At 67.9% G+C, this 16,103-nt stretch carries 15 protein-coding genes and 1 pseudogene; 10 read left to right on the top strand and 6 right to left on the bottom strand.

Annotated elements, in window-relative coordinates; genetic code table 11:
* Window positions 1-23 precede the first annotated feature (23 nt).
* Window positions 24-671, top strand: a complete 648-nt coding sequence (locus G6N34_RS17980; RefSeq protein WP_085149230.1) for a nitroreductase family protein — start codon at window positions 24-26, stop codon at window positions 669-671.
* 9 nt (window positions 672-680) lie between these two features.
* Here G6N34_RS17980 and G6N34_RS17975 read toward each other — a convergent pair whose 3' ends face one another.
* Window positions 681-1,145, bottom strand: a complete 465-nt coding sequence (locus tag G6N34_RS17975) for a tRNA (cytidine(34)-2'-O)-methyltransferase (RefSeq protein WP_085149228.1) — start codon at window positions 1,143-1,145, stop codon at window positions 681-683.
* A gap of 275 nt (window positions 1,146-1,420) precedes the next feature.
* Between G6N34_RS17975 and G6N34_RS17970 the strand changes: the two genes are divergently transcribed.
* The 6 genes and pseudogenes from G6N34_RS17970 to G6N34_RS17945 all read left to right on the top strand — a co-directional run bounded on the left by G6N34_RS17970 (window position 1,421) and on the right by G6N34_RS17945 (window position 7,313).
* Window positions 1,421-4,441, top strand: a complete 3,021-nt coding sequence (locus G6N34_RS17970; protein ID WP_085149225.1) for a sensor histidine kinase — start codon at window positions 1,421-1,423, stop codon at window positions 4,439-4,441.
* Window positions 4,438-4,857 (top strand): roadblock/LC7 domain-containing protein, encoded by a 420-nt coding sequence (locus G6N34_RS17965; RefSeq protein ID WP_068253610.1) that lies wholly within the window; start codon window positions 4,438-4,440, stop codon window positions 4,855-4,857. Before G6N34_RS17970 ends, G6N34_RS17965 begins: the two co-directional genes overlap by 4 nt.
* Before the next feature lie 16 nt (window positions 4,858-4,873).
* Entirely contained in the window at window positions 4,874-5,242 is a 369-nt protein-coding gene (locus tag G6N34_RS17960) for a DUF742 domain-containing protein (protein WP_085150025.1), read from the top strand.
* On the top strand, window positions 5,223-5,801 hold the full coding sequence (locus G6N34_RS17955; RefSeq protein WP_085149222.1) for a GTP-binding protein: 579 nt from the start codon (window positions 5,223-5,225) through the stop codon (window positions 5,799-5,801). The genes G6N34_RS17960 and G6N34_RS17955 overlap by 20 nt, the downstream gene beginning before the upstream one ends.
* Complete coding sequence (locus G6N34_RS17950; RefSeq protein ID WP_109788299.1) at window positions 5,798-6,346, top strand: pentapeptide repeat-containing protein; 549 nt, start codon at window positions 5,798-5,800, stop codon at window positions 6,344-6,346. The genes G6N34_RS17955 and G6N34_RS17950 overlap by 4 nt, the downstream gene beginning before the upstream one ends.
* Before the next feature lie 129 nt (window positions 6,347-6,475).
* Window positions 6,476-7,313: pseudogene (locus G6N34_RS17945) on the top strand (endonuclease domain-containing protein).
* A gap of 116 nt (window positions 7,314-7,429) precedes the next feature.
* On the opposite strand, the gene G6N34_RS17940 reads toward G6N34_RS17945, so the two are convergent.
* On the bottom strand, window positions 7,430-10,045 hold the full coding sequence (locus G6N34_RS17940; RefSeq protein WP_085149219.1) for an ATP-binding cassette domain-containing protein: 2,616 nt from the start codon (window positions 10,043-10,045) through the stop codon (window positions 7,430-7,432).
* 19 nt (window positions 10,046-10,064) lie between these two features.
* Window positions 10,065-11,246: an NADH:flavin oxidoreductase gene (locus G6N34_RS17935; protein ID WP_085149216.1), complete on the bottom strand. Its 1,182-nt coding sequence runs from the start codon at window positions 11,244-11,246 to the stop codon at window positions 10,065-10,067.
* 68 nt (window positions 11,247-11,314) lie between these two features.
* Between G6N34_RS17935 and G6N34_RS17930 the strand changes: the two genes are divergently transcribed.
* From G6N34_RS17930 to G6N34_RS17920, 3 genes are read left to right on the top strand one after another with little or no spacing between them, the layout of a single operon-like run.
* Window positions 11,315-12,163 (top strand): bifunctional methylenetetrahydrofolate dehydrogenase/methenyltetrahydrofolate cyclohydrolase, encoded by an 849-nt coding sequence (locus G6N34_RS17930; protein ID WP_085150021.1) that lies wholly within the window; start codon window positions 11,315-11,317, stop codon window positions 12,161-12,163.
* A 41-nt stretch (window positions 12,164-12,204) separates the two neighbouring features.
* Window positions 12,205-12,522: a DUF3017 domain-containing protein gene (locus G6N34_RS17925; protein ID WP_085150019.1), complete on the top strand. Its 318-nt coding sequence runs from the start codon at window positions 12,205-12,207 to the stop codon at window positions 12,520-12,522.
* Between the two features lie 47 nt (window positions 12,523-12,569).
* Window positions 12,570-12,779 carry a hypothetical protein gene (locus G6N34_RS17920; protein ID WP_085149213.1) on the top strand — a complete coding sequence of 70 codons (210 nt, stop codon included), beginning with the start codon at window positions 12,570-12,572 and terminating at the stop codon, window positions 12,777-12,779.
* On the opposite strand, the gene G6N34_RS17915 is transcribed toward G6N34_RS17920, so the two are convergent.
* The 3 genes from G6N34_RS17915 to G6N34_RS17905 are packed head-to-tail and all read right to left on the bottom strand — an operon-like array spanning window position 12,776 to window position 15,998.
* A complete protein-coding gene (locus G6N34_RS17915; RefSeq protein ID WP_085149210.1) occupies window positions 12,776-13,510 on the bottom strand; it encodes a class I SAM-dependent methyltransferase in 735 nt (244 codons plus the stop codon). The genes G6N34_RS17920 and G6N34_RS17915 overlap by 4 nt on opposite strands.
* Entirely contained in the window at window positions 13,507-14,637 is a 1,131-nt protein-coding gene (gene metX / locus G6N34_RS17910) for a homoserine O-acetyltransferase MetX (RefSeq protein WP_085149207.1), read from the bottom strand. Before metX ends, G6N34_RS17915 begins: the two co-directional genes overlap by 4 nt.
* Before the next feature lie 11 nt (window positions 14,638-14,648).
* Window positions 14,649-15,998 (bottom strand): bifunctional o-acetylhomoserine/o-acetylserine sulfhydrylase, encoded by a 1,350-nt coding sequence (locus G6N34_RS17905; RefSeq protein WP_085149204.1) that lies wholly within the window; start codon window positions 15,996-15,998, stop codon window positions 14,649-14,651.
* Window positions 15,999-16,103 lie beyond the last annotated feature (105 nt).

The following is a 16,103-nucleotide window of genomic DNA, read 5'->3' as shown; positions in this document are numbered from 1 at the left end:
GACCGCATGGGTAGTCTCCGGTCATGACCCTGAACCTGTCTGCCGACGAAGTGCTGACGACCACGCGCTCGGTGCGCAAGCGGTTGGATTTCGACAAGCCCGTCTCGCGCGACGTCATCCTGGAATGCCTGGACCTCGCGCTGCAGGCGCCGACCGGATCCAATGCGCAGGGCTGGCAGTGGATGTTCGTCGAGGACGCCGGTCAGAAGAAGGCGCTGGCCGACATCTATGCCAAGAACTTCTCCTGGTACCGGACCATGGACCGACCCACATACGCCGACGGTGACGTGCGGGCCGAGCGCGCCGACGCCGTCGTCGACTCCGCGCAGTACCTGGCCGACCACTTCCACGAGGCGCCGGTGCTGCTCGTGCCGTGCATCGAAGGGCGTTGCGACGGCGCGCCCGGCGGGATGAGCGCCTCCTTCTGGGGCTCGCTGCTTCCCGCGGTCTGGAGCTTCATGCTGGCGCTGCGGTCCCGCGGGCTTGGGTCCGCCTGGACCACTCTGCACCTGATCGGCGACGGAGAGAAGGAGGCCGCCGAGATCCTCGGCATCCCCTTCGACCAGTACTCGCAGGCCGGTCTGTTCCCGATCGCCTATACCAAGGGCACCGAATTCAAGCGGGCCAAGCGTCTGCCCGCCGAGCAGTTGGCGCACTGGAACACCTGGTAGCGCCGCGACTCACACCGCGCCGTCGAAGCCGTGCTGCCGCCATGCCTCGTACACCGCGACCGCGGCCGCGTTCGACAGGTTCAGGGAACGGCGCCCGGCGAGCATCGGAATCCGCACCCGCTCGGTGATGTGGGGGTCGGCCAATGTCTGTTCGTCCAATCCGGTGGGTTCGGGACCGAACATCAACACATCTCCGGATTGGTAGCCAACGTCGGCGAATGACGTCGTCGAGTGCGCGGTGAATGCGTAAACCCGCGCGGGCATCAACGCCTCCCAGGCCGCGTTCAGGCTGCTGTGCACGGTAACCGAAGCCAAGTCGTGGTAATCCAGTCCGGCGCGACGCAACTTGGGTTCGGACAGGTCAAAGCCCAACGGCTCCACGAGGTGGAGTTCTGCGCCGGTGGCCGCGACCATGCGGATGGCGTTGCCGGTGTTGGGAGCGATCCGTGGGGAGAAGAACAGCAGCCGAAACATCGGTCGATCTTTCCAGGTGCAGGGTGGGATTTGCTGAACCGCATCAATTCTGCCTGTTCAGGGGCTTGGTCGGCGCTGGTCGTTCATCGAGAATTGTGGAACGGCCACGTTCGTACTGTCATACTTCATCAATTGCCATGCGATTTGCGCCCGCTCTGACGTGCAGTCGGGTCGAAATGAGCAGGAAGTTGTATGAAGGCGGAGACACTGATTAGAAGCGGTGCGATCGCAGAAGCGGTGAACCCGGGGCCGGCAGGGGGAGCCGTCAGTTGACCATGTTCGACAAGCCCTCCGGACTGGACCAGTCCGCGGGGTTGCGCCCCGACGCGGACCTCGTTGATACGCCTGAGGCACCTGTTGCGCCCGCGGTGGTCAAGCGTCCGAAACGGTGGTCGCTGACCAACTGGCCGGTGCGCTGGAAGGTGCTCGCCATCGCGGTCGTGCCCCTGGCGCTCGCGGCCCTGTTCGGCGGCCTTCGCGTCTACGGCAGTGCCGTTGAGGCCCGTGACCTGCGGCTCGCCGCCGACCGGGCCACGCTGGTACCGGTCATCAGTGACTACATGGACGCCCTCGGTGACGTCCTGCTGGCCAAGGCCACCGACGGGGAGGTCGAACAGGCCGTCACCTCGGTGAATGACGCCCGCGCCGCGATGCTGAGCACGCGCGACCGCAACGACGTGCAATCCGACGTCCGCAGCGCCGTCGAGAACCTCGCGGTCATGGGCAGCCAACTCCAGTCGGGTGTGCTCGCCGGATCGGTGCCGCTCGACCGCCAGGTGACGGGCTTCGGTGATCTGCTCCTCACCGCCGAGAACGCGGTTGCCGGTTCGGTGCGCGTCAATGACGAGGTGCTGCGCAACCAGGCTGTCGGGCTCGCCCGTGCGGTCGGCGCGCACGGTCAGATGACATTGCAGAGGCTGCTGGTCGAGGCGGGCGGTGGCCTGCCCGAGCCCTTCCTGCGCAACGCGATGACGACGTTGGCAGGCACCGAGCCTCAGACCATCATCGGCATGGGGCAACTGCTCGGCGGAGCCTCGGAGGAGGCGACCACCCTGCGGTCGCAGATGGTGCAGCGACTTCGCCTGCTCGCGGATCCGAGCACATCGCTGGTGGACAACCAGCAGCTGCTGAAGTCCATCCAGACCACCGACGAGATCGCGACGGGACTGATCTCCAAGACCACGTCCAACGTCGTGGGGACGGTCAACGACGAGGCCAACGACGCGCGCAACGACGCGATTCGCGACGCGGCCCTGGTGGTCGTGGCGTTCCTGGTCGCGCTGGCGGTCGTGTGGTGGGTCGCCCGCTCCCTGACCAGGCCGCTGCGCAGGCTGCGCGACGGGGCCCTGACGATCGCCCACGAGGAGTTGGCCGAGGGCGTCGAGCGGGCCAAGGCCGGCGACGAGCGCGAACCCGAGCCGCTGCCGATCTACACCACCGAGGAGATCGGACAGGTCGCGCACGCGGTCGACCAGCTGCACACTCAGGCGCTGCTGCTCGCCGGTGACGAGGCACGACTGAGGGTCATGGTCAACGACATGTTCGAGACGTTGTCTCGGCGGAACAAGACGCTTGTCGATCAACAGCTCTCGCTGATCGACAGGCTGGAGCGCAACGAGGAGGACCCGGACCGCCTCGACAGCCTGTTCCGCCTCGACCACCTGGCCACCCGTATGCGGCGCAATGGCGCCAACCTGCTGGTGCTGGCCGGTGCGCAGGTGACCCGTGAGCAGGGCCCGCCCGTGCCGTTGGCCTCGCTGATCAACGCGGCCGCGTCCGAGGTGGAGGACTATCAGCGGGTCGAGACCGGCATGGTGCCCGACTGCTCGCTGAGTTCGTCGGCCGCCGGAGACTCGGTGCATCTGCTGGCCGAACTCATCGACAACGCGCTGCGGTACTCGCCCCCGTTCTCTCCGGTGCGCGTGACCGCCGTCCACACCAGTGACAACGGTGTGCTGATCGACATCAACGACACCGGCCTGGGTATGACGGACTCGGATCTGCGCATCGCCAACATGCGACTGAACGCCGGCGGTGAGGTCAGTCCCGACAACACCCGGCATATGGGCCTGTTCGTGGTGGGCCGGCTGGCACGCCAGCACGGCATCACCGTGCAGCTGCTGCCGGGGGCCAGTGGCAGCGGCACCGTCGCGCAGGTCTACCTGCCGCCGAACGTGCTCCACGGTTTCGAGCCCGCCGCACCGTTCACGTGGGCGTCGGACGTCGAGCCCGAACCCGTCGTCGAGTCCGCTTTCGGGTCCGCCTTCGAGGCAGAACCCGAGGTCGCCGACGAAGCTGCCGAGGCAGACGAGGCGGCTCAGGTTTTGGAGGCCGCTGAACTCGCCGAGGCGGCTGACGCCGCCGGCGCGGGTGAGGCCGTGCAGGCCGTGCCCGTTGACGACTTCGACATCCGGTATGAGCCCGACAGCGAACCCGAGGTGACCGAGGCATCGGTCTCCGTGCTGCCGCGCCGAAGCCCGGGGTCCAGCGGCATCGCCGTGCCGTCGGCCGAGGAGCCGGCACTGAGCCCGGAGCCCGGCACCTGGTGGTCGCCGGCCGAGTCCGACGCGCGCGCGACGGGGGAGTCGGTCACCGAGGCGCCGTCTAACACCGCGGGGTTCTTCTCGTCGCGCAGGCGGGTCCGCCGTGAAGCCGGGGCACCGGCGCCGGTCGAGGAATCCACCGGTCTGGAGGAGTCGGCAGTCGAAGAACCCGTTCTCGAAGAGCCTGTGGTCGAGGAACCGGCCGTCGAGGAGCCGATTCTCGAGGCGCCCGAGCCCGAGCCCCCGTTCGAGGAGCATCCTGACGACACCGCCGACACCGCCGACATCGACCTGTCGGACATGGACCGCCTCGCGCAGCGACTGTCACCGCAGCAGACCCACTCCGGCATCGACCTGATCTACCAGAACATGGTCTCGGAATGGCTGGATCCGCAGGAGGTTCAGCAGCTCGCCGTGCCTCAGGACTGGAAGTCGGTGTGGGACAACGGATGGGCGGCAGCGGCCGATGCGGACAAAGTGCCGATCGACGAGCGCACCGACCACGGTCTTCCCGTGCGGGCCCCAGGTGCCCGGCTGATCCCTGGTGGCGCTTCACTGTTCGAGGCGCAGCCGACCGCCGAGGACGCCGTCGACCAGCGTTCCGAGGCCTACGAGGACGAGGTAGGTTCGAACGGCGGCTCCCCCGAGCGGGATCCTGATGCGATCCGGGCCTCGATGAGCAATCATTTCGGTGGAGTGCGCGCGGCTCGGCTGCACTCCCGTAACACAACCCAAGGATTCGATGACGAATGAGCTACGCGCAAGGTTCGCAGCGGGAGAATCCGTTGGACTGGCTGGTCTCCAAGTTCGCCAGAGATGTTCCGGGAGTTGCACATGCGGTGCTGGTTTCGGTCGATGGGTTGTTGATCGCAGCCAGTGAGCACCTGCCGCCGGAACGGGCGGATCAACTCGCGGCGGTCACGTCCGGCCTGGCGAGCCTGTCAGCCGGTGCCGCACAGCTTTTCGACGGCGGCCGAGTGCTGCAGTCGGTCGTGGAGATGGATCACGGCTACGTGTTGATCATGCAGGTGGGGGACGGAAGTCAGCTGGCCACCCTGGCGTCGAAGTCATGTGACATCGGCCAGGTCGGCTACGAGATGGCCATTCTCGTGGAACGGGTTGCGAGCACGGTGCAGTCGACCCGCCGCCGCGCGGCCCAACACATGTGACGGGGCACGGATGAGCATGTTCGATCGGGCTGTGCCACCACGGGAGGCGAACCTTGTTCGCCCCTACATGCTGACGGCCGGTCGCACCGACACCTCCATTCACCTGCCGATGGAGGCGCCGCTGCAGACCGTGGAGTCGGCGATGTTCCACCGCTGGCCACCCAATGACATGCGCGGCCGGATCATCCAGTTGTGCACCAAGAGTCCCTCGGTCGCCGAGATCTCAGCGCTGCTCGACGTTCCCCTGGGGGTGGCCCGTGTCCTGGTCGGCGATCTGGTCACGTCGGGTTACCTTCAGGTGCACACGACCATCACCGACCGCTCCACCACAGACGAACGACGCGAACTCATAGGAAGGACCCTCCGTGGCCTACGCGCACTCTGAGAGGCGTGACGCTGCATCGACCAAGATCGTCATCGCGGGGGGATTCGGCGTCGGCAAGACGACCTTCGTGGGCTCGGTGTCGGAGATCATGCCCCTGCGCACTGAGGCGATGGTGACGAACGCCTCGGAGGGCGTGGACGGACTCGAGGAGACGCCGGCGAAGTCGACGACGACGGTCGCCATGGACTTCGGTCGCATCACTCTCGGTGAGGATCTGGTGCTTTACCTGTTCGGCACCCCCGGTCAGCGCAGGTTCTGGTTCATGTGGGACGACCTCGTGCACGGCGCGATCGGAGCGATCGTGCTGGTCGACACCCGTCGCCTGCAGGACAGCTTCGCGGCCGTCGACTTCTTCGAGAATCGCAAGATCCCGTTCATCATCGCGGTCAACGAGTTCGACGACGCGCAGCGGTTCCCGGCCGAGGAGGTGCGCCAGGCCCTCGCGCTGTCCGACGGCGTGCCGGTGATCTCCGTCGACGCCCGAGATCGCAACTCCGCCAAGGAGGCGTTGATCGCGGTGAGCGAGTACGCGCTCGAATCCCTTTCGGCTGCTGGGTGAACTGGTCAGATCAGGAGTTCAGCGGGCACGACTTCCGGGATGAGGACCTCGTCGGCCTGACCACCGAACGGGTGGTGTTCGACGACTGCGATTTCAGCGGGGTCAACCTGTCTGAGTCGGTGCATTCAGGGACTGCTTTCCGCAACTGCCGGTTCCGGCGAGCAACCCTGTGGCACAGCACGTTCCGCAACTGCAGCATGATGGGCTCGACGTTCGCCGAATGTCGGCTGCGGCCCGCGACATTCGACGAGGTCGACTTCTCGCTGGCGGTGCTCGGCGGGGCGGACCTGCGGGGCGTCGACCTGAGCGGCTGTCGGCTGCGCGAGGCTTCACTGGTGGACGCGGACCTGCGCAAGGCCGTGCTGCGTGGTGCGGACCTGTCTGGCGTTCGGGTGGTCAACGCGCGGTTCGAGGAGGCTGATCTGCGGGGCGCCCGCATCGACCCCACCCTGTGGACCACAGCGGCTCTGCGCGGCGCGAAGATCGACATCCACCAGGCCTTGGCGTTCGCGGCCGCGCATGGCCTCGATGTGCACGGGGGTTAGCTCGGAGTCTCGCGGGGCGCCTCCGTCGTCGAGGGCCGACTTGTGTACGCAGGGACCCCCGCAACGCGTCAACTTTGCGGCCCTCGCGGGTGAATACCGTTCGCCGGCAATCTGCGTCACGATCGCGACGTGCGCAACCTCATCGTCGGCACCGAAGCCCTTGAATCTGGCAGGCTGACCCGCCGCGAACTGCGTCGCGATTACACAATGGTGTACCGCAATGTGTACCTGCCGCGTGGGGCCGACCGCCAGGCAGCGAGCGGCCGCGGCCTGGCTGTGGTCGAACCGAACAGCCACTCTGGCGGGACTGTCGGCTTCGGCCATGCACGGCAGCAGGTGGGTCCCGGTGGATGCGCCTGCAGAGTTGGTCCGAGCTCGACTCGACAAGTCACCGCGGGGGATCGTCATCAGGAAGGACACCCTGGCCGATGACGAAGTTGAGTGGATTGCCGGCATCGACTGCACCACGGTGCAGCGCACGGCCTTCGACCTTGGGCGTCGGCTGGATGGTGAGGAGCCGGTGATCCGCATCGATGCGCTGCTGAATGCGACCGGCGTGCCCGTGCACGAGATCTCCGCATTGGCCCAGAGACACCAGGGTGCCCGCAACATCCGGCAGTTGCGCGGGGTGCTCCAACTGGTCGATGGCGGCGCCGAATCCCCACAGGAGACCAGGGTTCGGCTGCTACTGGTGAAGGCCGGCCTGCCACGGCCCGAGACGCAGATCCGGCTCGGTAAGCGCCGCGTGGACATGGGCTGGCGCGAATACCAGGTGGGCGTCGAATACGACGGTGAGCAGCACTGGACCAATCCGCGAGAGCACGCCGGGGATATCGGCCGGCTGGAATACCTTGCGGGGCTGGGCTGGACCATCGTCCGAGTCTCGGCGTGGCACCTGCGCAAGGACCCTGACGGCATCGTCAAGCGGGCCGCGGAAGCCCTCCGGGTCAGGGGTTGGCGGGGTTGAGACCGCCGAGGGCCGGGTTGTGTACGGGGTTACCCGCGCGATGTGTCAACTTTGCGGCCCTCGACGGGGAGAAGGGCAAGGTCCGGGCAGGCAGGGCAGAAAGCGGGCGGGCCAGCTCAGGCGCGGGGGAGCCTGATCTTCCAGCGCACGAACGTCAGGTAGCCGGTGCAGAGCACCGCCAGCATGCCCATGTCGAACCACCAGGCACCGCCGGTGTGCTCCCAATGCGAATCCTTGGGTGTCAGCGGGCCGGGCACCAGATTGATCAGGTCGACCGTCGAGGCCGACGCCGCGAAACCCCACCGGGCTGGGGTGAACCAGGACAATTGGTCGAGCACCAGGCGGTCGGTCACCGGGATCATGCCGCCGGAGAACACCAGCTGACTCATCACGGCGACCACCAGCAGCGGCATGATCTGCTCGCTGGTGCGGGCCAGCGCTGACAGCGCCAGACCCACCATCGCCGAGGTCACCGTCGTCAGGGCCATCACGACGAACAGGTCGAGCGTCGGATTGCCCAATCCCACCGAACCCTGGGTCGGAGAACCCTTGCCCCACACGGTGATCGCGGTCGCGATCGTCGACTGCACCACCGCGAACGTCGCGTACACGCACACCTTGGCCAGCAGGTAGGCGGTCGTGGACAGGCCCACGGCCTGCTCGCGCCGGAAGATCGGGCGTTCACCGATCAGGTCGCGGATGGTCAACGCGGTGCCCATGAAGATCGCACCGACGTTGAGCAGCACCAGGATCTGGCCGGGTTCGTTGGGGGCGTCGCCCATCGGGTTGGGAACCCCGAAGCCGACGGTGCCGGGCACCGACAGCGACAGCACACCCATGATGAACGGCAACAGTGCCAGGAAGAGGAAGTAGCCGCGGTCGGAGATGATCAGCCTGATCTGGCGCCGGGCGATGGTGGAGAACTGCCGCACCAGACTGGTTTTCGCGGGCGCGCCGAGATCCGCGGGTGCATCCGATGGAGGCTGCTGCGGAGTCGGCCCGGTGCGCTCCTTGTAGCGGCGGTTGGCCTCGTCGGGATCGGCGGCCACGGAACTGAAGATGTCGGCCCAGTTGGTGGTCCCCATCGACGAGCCGATCGCACTCGGCGGCCCGTAGAACGCGGTCTTGCCGCCCGGCGCCAGCAGCAGCACCTGATCGCACACGTCGAGGTAGGTCAGCGAGTGCGTCACGACCAGCACCACGCGACCGGCGTCGGCGAGTTGGCGCAACATCGTCATGACCTGACGGTCCAGCGCGGGATCGAGGCCCGAGGTCGGCTCGTCGAGGATCAGCAGCGACGGACCGGTCAGAAGTTCCATGGCGACCGACGCGCGCTTGCGCTGACCGCCCGAGAGCTTGTCGACGCGGGTCTCCGCGTGCTTGGTCATCTCCAGTTCTTCGAGCACCTGGGCGACGACCTGCGCGCGGTCCTCCTTGGTGGTGTCGGGAGGCAGACGCAGCTCGGCGGCGTACATCAGCGCCTGGTTCACGGTCAGCTGGCCATGCACGACATCGTCCTGCGGCACCATCCCGATCCGGGAACGCAGCGAGGCGTACTCGGCGTGGATGTCGTGGCCCTCGAACGTCACGGTGCCGCTGGTCGGATGAGTCAGACCCGCGACCTGCTTGGCGAACGTCGACTTGCCCGCACCCGACGGCCCGATGACCGCGGTGAGGGTGCCGGGCCGGGCCGCGACCGAGATGTTGTCGAGCAGCGTCTTGTTGCCCTCGATGGTCCAGGTGAGGCCGCGGACCTCGAGGCCGCCGGTGCGGGTGGCCGCCTCGGTCTCGGAGCGACGGGCCAGCGTGCCCCTGGCGAACACGAGGTCGACGTTGCCGATGGTGACCACGTCACCCTCGGCCAGCAGCGCCTCCTCGACACGTTGACCGTTGACGAACGTGCCGTTGATGCTGCGGTTGTCGACGATCTGTGTGCCGCCGGGGCCCGGGACCAGCGTCGCGTGGTGGCGCGAGGCGAGCACGTCGGGGATGACGATGTCGTTGTCGGTCGCTCGACCGATCTTGATCCCGTGGGCCGGCACCTCGGGGGCGCGTCCGGGCCGCAGGATCTTGAGCATGCTGGTCGCGAGGTTGCCCTCGGCGGCCTTCGGGGGCGCCGCCGTCGGGCCCATCTGCGTGGGCATGTTGTGCGGTTGGGTCTGCTGCGGCACAGGCTGCGACGTGCTCGACGGATAACCGGTCTGGTAGCCGCCGCTGGTCGGGTAGACCGGCTGCGACGGCGGCTGCGGGTAGCCGGGCTGCGGGCGCGACGCCGTCGGGTAGGGCTGGCGCGCCGGCCCACTCGGGTAGCCGCCCGAGGCGGGCGGTGCCGTCGTCGGGTAGGTCGCACTCGGGTAACCGCCCGTGTTCGGGCGAGCCACCGGAATAGACGAGGTCCGCGGCGGCATGCCGACGGACCCGGTGTGCCGACCCACTTCGAACGACAGCTGCGGACCGTCCGGATTACCGATGTTCAGAGACAGGCCGTCGCCGATGTCGGCGGCGGGCACTCGGCGTCCGTGCACGAACATGCCGTTGAGCGAGCCGTTGTCGATCGCCTGCCAGCGCCCCTGATCGAAGCGCAGCACCAGGTGTGCGCGAGAGATCAGCGGATGGGCGATTCGCAGATCGGCCCGCAGATCGCGGCCGATCACGACATCGTTGCCCGCAGCGAAGGTGCGTGCTGACCCCTCGTACCGAACCGTCAGGGCGGGGGCGGATGGTCGACTCATCGGGTCCAACTCTAACGGGCTACCGATCGGGCGCGCCGGTCACCACGCAGTGCGTATGGCGGTAAATAGTGGGCATGCACTGATTGCAGTGTGTGCACAGCGATTTCACCGTGCGGTCCTGCTGGATCCGGTTCAGCAGATCGGGTTCGGCCAGCAGCGCGCGGCCCATCGCGACGAAATCGAAGCCCTCGGCCATGGCTTTGTCCATGGTCTCGCGGTTGGTGATGCCGCCCAGCAGAATCAGCGGCATCTTCAACTCGGCGCGGAACTGTCGTGCGTCGCGCAGCAGGTAGGCGTCGTGGTACGGGTACTCACGCAGGAACTTTTTGCCCGTCATCCGCATGCCCCAGCTGATCGGCGGCTTGAACACGCCGGCGAACTCCTTGACGGGGGCATCACCGCGGAACAGGTACATGGGGTTCACCAGAGAACTGCCCGCGGTCAACTGCAGCGCGTCGAGGCCGCCGTCCTCCTCGAGCCACTTGGCGGTCTGCAGAGACTCCTCGTGCGAGATGCCGCCGCGCACGCCGTCGGACATGTTCAGCTTGGCCGTCACCGCGATCTGCCCGTTGACCGCGCGCACCACCGACTGCACGGTGCCGCGGGCGACCTTGGCGCGGTTCTCCAGCGAACCGCCGAACTCGTCGGTGCGCCGGTTGAGCAACGGGGACAGGAAGGAACTGGCCAGGTAGTTGTGCCCGAGGTGGATCTCGACGGCGTCGAACCCGGAGTCGATCGCCAGGCGCGCGGCGTTCGCATGCGCCTCCATCACGTCCTTGATGTCCTCGCGGGTCGCCTTCTTGGCGAACCGCATGGACAGCGGGTTGAAGAACCGGATCGGGGCCAGCGCGCGGGCCTTGTTGGTCCGGGAGTTCGCCACCGGGCCGGCGTGGCCGATCTGGGCGCTGATCGCCGCCCCCTCGGCGTGCACGGCGTCGGTCAGGCGACGCAGGCCCGGAACCGCCTCGGGACGCATCCAGATCTGCCAGCCGTCGGTGCGTCCGCCGGGAGCAACCGCGCAGTAGGCCACCGTGGTCATACCGACCCCACCCGCCGCCGGTCGCTGGTGGTAGTTGATCAGGTCATCGGTGACCAACGCGTCGGGGGAGGCGGCCTCGAAGGTGGCTGCCTTGATGATGCGATTGCGCAAGGTCAGTGGGCCGAGCTTGGCCGGACTGAACACATCTGGGCTGGTGTTCACACTCGCACTCAACACCGCATTGTCCCGCTGTGTCAAAGGGAACGCGGGCCGGTGCAACAATGGCAGCCGTGGGTGCGACAGTTCTGGACGGTAAGGCCACGCGCGACGAGATCTTCGTCGACCTCAAGGAGCGGGTGACGAAGTTGACCCAAGCCGGGATCACCCCCGGACTGGGCACCATCCTGGTGGGTGACGACCCGGGGTCGCAGGCCTATGTGCGCGGCAAGCACTCCGACTGCGCCAAGGTCGGGATCACCTCGATCCGTCGCGACCTGCCCGCCGACATCACCCAGGCGCAACTCGACGACACCATCGACGAGCTCAACGCCAACCCGGACTGCACGGGGTACATCGTGCAGCTGCCGCTGCCCAAGCACCTGGACGAGAACGCGGCGCTGGAGCGCATCGACCCCGACAAGGACGCCGACGGCCTGCACCCGACCAACCTGGGCCGGCTCGTGCTCGGCAAGGAGGCCCCGCTGCCGTGCACGCCGCGCGGCATCGTGCACCTGCTGCGCCGGTTCGACGTCGAGATCGCCGGGGCGCACGTCGTGGTGATCGGTCGCGGTGTCACGGTCGGCAGGCCGCTGGGCCTGCTGCTGACCCGGCGTTCCGAGAACGCCACGGTGACGTTGTGTCACACCGGAACTCGTGATCTTCCGGCCCTGACGCGGCAGGCCGACATCATCATCGCCGCGGTGGGTGTGCCGCACATGGTGACCGCCGACATGGTGCGTCCCGGCGCGGCCATCGTCGACGTCGGTGTCAGCCGGGTCGACGGCAAGCTGACCGGCGACGTGCACCCGGACGTGTGGGACGTCGCCGGGCACGTGTCGCCCAACCCCGGCGGCGTCGGTCCGCTGACGCGGGCGTTCCTGTTGACCAACGTGGTCGAGCGGGCCGAGTCGCGGTTGTGAACCTGCGCGACGCGCTGCGTGCACGGTGGCCCGTTCGCGTGCTGCGTGCACAGTGGCCCGTTCGTGCACTCCGTGCACAGTGGCCCGTCCGTGCACTCCGTGCACAGTGGCCCCTCGTCGTCGTCGGACTCGTCTTCCTCGCCGCCTTCATCCTGGTGGCCGCCGGTTTCTGGCGTCGCGGTGCCCTGCTGATCGGTATCGGGGCGGGGGTCGCGGCGACGCTGCGACTGCTGCTGCCCGAAGACCGTGTCGGCCTGCTCGCGGTGCGCACCCGGAGCATCGACTTCGTGACCACCGCCTCAGTCGCGGCGATCGTGATGTACACGGCCTGGACCATCGATCCGTTGGGCACGAGTTGACGACGATTCCGCGACGAAATCGGCGACCGCGTCAGTAAAATCCCTCCATGGGGGATTTACTGGAGGGTCCCGCGACACTGTCGAGCCTGTTTCGGGCACTGCACGTCGAACGTCAGTCGGCGTTGCGCCAACAGGACGTGCTCAGGCACTGGCTGGATGACCACGATCCGAACAAGTCACTGCGGATCAGCCTGCGCGCCAACGGCTTCGGGCTGCTGCTCAACGAGTTCGACGCGGCGCATCCGCATCACAACTAGCCGGCCAGCGTGGCCCGGATGCACACCGTGACGTACGGCAGCGACAGACCGGTCGAGTTGGCCAGCGCCGGGTGGGTGGCCAGCAGGTCACGCACCTGATCCAGCGTGCGGGTGCGCACCGCCGCGGGTGAGGTGATGCAGTAGCTGCGCGAGGCCACCAGGTCGACGACGGCCTGCGGCGTCACGTAGTTGGTCCACTCCACCTGTTGCCGTTCGATGTCGGTGAACGGTGCGGGCAGCGCCACGGTCCGACTGAACGGATCGTCCTCGTGGCCGATGATCCGGCCCAGATCCTTGACCCAGCCCAGGCGCTCGTCGCGAACGTTCCACACCAGCCCCAACCGTCCGCCCGGGCGCAGCACGCGCGCCACCTCGGGCACGGCCCGCGCCGGATCGACCCAATGCCAGGCCTGCGCGACCAGTACCGCGTCGACGCTGTTGTCGGGCAGCGGGATCTCCTCGGCGGTGCCGAGCAGCGCCGGGGTCTCCGGCAGGGACGTGGTGAGCACCTCGAGCATCTCAGCGATCGGGTCGACGGCCACGACGTTCAGGCCGCGTTCGACGAGGCGCGCGGTCAGCTTGCCGGTTCCGGCGCCCAGATCGAGCACATCGCGCGCTCCCTGCGGCAGGAGCCAGTCGATCGCCTCCGGCGGATACGACGGCCGCCCGCGCTCGTAGGCGGCGGCCTCCGACCCGAATGACCGTGAGCGTGCAGGATCGGGGGAGGTCACCGGGAGGCCAACTCCAGCGCCCTGCGGATCAGCACGCCGACAGCCTCGGTCTCGACCAGGAAGCCGTCGTGCCCGCACATCGAGTCGACGACATCGAGGCCGTCGCAGCCCGGCAGCAGATCCGCCAGTTCCTGCTGGAGGCGCAGCGGGTACAGCCGATCGGAGGTGATTCCGCCGACCACGACCGGCACGGGGCAGGACTTCAGTGCGGCCTCCACGCCACCACGACCGCGTCCGACGTCGTGAATCGACAGCGCATCCGACAGCACCACATAACTGCCCGCGTCGAACCGGGCCAGCAGCTTGGAGCCCTGATGTTCGAGGTAGCTCTGCACCGCGTAGCGGCCACCCTCGAGCGGATTCTCGGCGCCCTGTGCGTCGTTGGCGAACCGGGCGTCCAGTTCGACCTCACCGCGGTAGGTCAGGTGCGCGAAGCGGCGGGCGATCTGCAGTCCGGCCTCGGGAGCCCGGCCGGACTCGTGGTAGTCGCCGCCCTGCCAGTTGGGATCGGCCTTGATGGCCGCGATCTGGGTGCTCTGCGTGCCGATCTGATCGGCGGTGGCACGCGCGCCGACCGCCAGCACCAGGCCCGCGCGCACCGAATCCGGGTGGGAGACCAGCCATTCCAGCGCCCGCGCACCACCCATCGACCCGCCGACGACGGCGGCCACCTCGGTGATGCCCAGCGCGGCCAGCGCCGCGACGTCGGCCGCGACCTGATCGCGCACCGAGATCACCGGGAATCGGGAGCCGTACGGCTTGCCGTCGCGCGCAAGCGAACTCGGTCCGGTCGAGCCTCGGCAGCCGCCCAGGACGTTGGTCGCGACCGCGCACCACTTGGTGGTGTCGATCGGCGCACCGGGTCCGGCGACACCGTCCCACCACCCTGCGGTCGGGTGGCCCGGCCCCGCGGGACCCGTGATGTGGGAGTCGCCGGTCAGCGCATGCAGCACCATGACGACGTTGTCGCGGTTCTCGTTGAGTTCGCCCCATCGCTGCACGGCGATGCTGACGTCGTCGAGAACGACGCCGCTCTCCAGCGTCAGTGAACCGATGTTGACGACGGTGGTCTCACCGTCGGCGGGCAGGGGGGTGTGCACCGGGGGACTGTCCGGGGTGATGGTCATGTCAGCCTCACTCAAAACGCCGCCACGGCCTGCGGGTCCGAGGCCCCGTTGCCTACGGCACGCGCCGCGGCGAGGCCGCGCTCGATGTCTTCGAGGATGTCGTCGATGCCCTCGATGCCGACCGCGAGACGCACCAGGCCGGGGGTCACACCGGTGGCCAACTGCTCCTCGGCCGACAACTGCTGGTGCGTGGTGGATGCGGGGTGGATCACCAGCGACCGCACGTCACCGATGTTGGCGACGTGGCTGTGCAGAGTCAGCGCATCGACGAACGCCTTGCCCGCCGGAACTCCGCCGGCCAGCTCGAACGCCAGCACCGCGCCAGTTCCCTTGGGCGCCAAGGTCTTTGCGCGCTCGTGCCAGGGCGAGCTGGGCAGTCCCGCGTAGTTGACGCTGGTCACCTCGGGCTGGCCTTCCAGGAACTCCGCCACCCGCTGGGCGTTGGCGACATGGCGTTCGATCCGCAGGCTCAACGTCTCGAGCCCCTGGGCCACCAGGAATGCGTTGAACGGCGATGCGGCCGAACCCAAGTCGCGCAGGAGCTGAACGCGGGCCTTGAGTGCGAAGGCCGGCGCACCGAGGTCGGCGAACACCACGCCGTGATAGCTCGGGTCCGGTGTGGTGAAACCGGGGTGGCGGCCCTGGGTCCAGTCGAAGGTGCCGCCGTCGACGATGACCCCGGCGATCGCGGTGCCGTGCCCGCCGAGATACTTGGTGGCGGAGTGCACGACGATGTCGGCGCCGTGCGCGAGCGGCTGGATCAGATACGGCGTCGCGATGGTGTTGTCCACGATCAACGGGATGCCGTGCTCATGGGCGACCGCGGCGACACCGGGGATGTCGAGGATGTCTATCTGCGGGTTCGAGATGGTCTCGCCGAAGAACGCCTTGGTGTTCGGTGCGATCGCGGCGCGCCAGGAGTCCAGGTCATCGGGGTTCTCGACGAAGCTGACCTCGATGCCGAGCTTGGGCAGCGTGTAGTGGAACAGGTTGTACGTGCCGCCGTAGAGGCGCGGGCTGGACACGATGTGGTCGCCTGCCGCCGCGAGGTTGAGGATCGCCAACGTCTCAGCGGCCTGCCCCGACGCCAGGAACAGCGCCGCGACGCCACCCTCGAGTGCGGCGATGCGCTGCTCGACGGTGTCCTGCGTCGGGTTCATGATGCGGGTGTAGATGTTGCCGGGCTCGGCCAGGCTGAACAGCGCCGCGGCGTGGTCGGTGCTGTCGAAGGTGTAGGACGTGGTGGCGTAGATCGGCAGGGCGCGCGCGTTGGTCGCGGCGTCCGGGGTCTGTCCGGCGTGGACCTGCTTGGTCTCAAACGACCAGGTGGCACTGGGATCCGCGGAGGCTTCGGTGCTCATGTGGTGGCTTTCTTTCGTCACGGATGGGGTAGAAGTGTGGACACTGGGCATCGCCCGACGTGCCGATCGGCACGACGGTGACATGGCTCTAACAGTGGTGACACA

The sequence above is a fragment of the Mycolicibacterium confluentis genome (genome assembly GCF_010729895.1).
GTDB lineage: Bacteria > Actinomycetota > Actinomycetes > Mycobacteriales > Mycobacteriaceae > Mycobacterium > Mycobacterium confluentis.
The sequence above is the reverse complement of the archived record's forward strand: the minus strand, read 5'-3'. Positions and strand labels throughout refer to the sequence as shown.

What these genes read in the sequence shown, in the direction of transcription:
- metX (WP_085149207.1), bottom strand. Translation starts at nt 14,637, where the DNA reads ATGACCATCACCCCGGACAGTCCCCCGGTGCACACCCCCCTGCCCGCC.
- G6N34_RS17960 (WP_085150025.1), top strand. Translation starts at nt 4,874, where the DNA reads ATGTTCGATCGGGCTGTGCCACCACGGGAGGCGAACCTTGTTCGCCCC.
- G6N34_RS17920 (WP_085149213.1), top strand. Translation starts at nt 12,570, where the DNA reads ATGGGGGATTTACTGGAGGGTCCCGCGACACTGTCGAGCCTGTTTCGG.
- G6N34_RS17905 (WP_085149204.1), bottom strand. Translation starts at nt 15,998, where the DNA reads ATGAGCACCGAAGCCTCCGCGGATCCCAGTGCCACCTGGTCGTTTGAG.
- G6N34_RS17980 (WP_085149230.1), top strand. Translation starts at nt 24, where the DNA reads ATGACCCTGAACCTGTCTGCCGACGAAGTGCTGACGACCACGCGCTCG.
- G6N34_RS17965 (WP_068253610.1), top strand. Translation starts at nt 4,438, where the DNA reads ATGAGCTACGCGCAAGGTTCGCAGCGGGAGAATCCGTTGGACTGGCTG.
- G6N34_RS17975 (WP_085149228.1), bottom strand. Translation starts at nt 1,145, where the DNA reads ATGTTTCGGCTGCTGTTCTTCTCCCCACGGATCGCTCCCAACACCGGC.
- G6N34_RS17970 (WP_085149225.1), top strand. Translation starts at nt 1,421, where the DNA reads ATGTTCGACAAGCCCTCCGGACTGGACCAGTCCGCGGGGTTGCGCCCC.
- G6N34_RS17940 (WP_085149219.1), bottom strand. Translation starts at nt 10,045, where the DNA reads ATGAGTCGACCATCCGCCCCCGCCCTGACGGTTCGGTACGAGGGGTCA.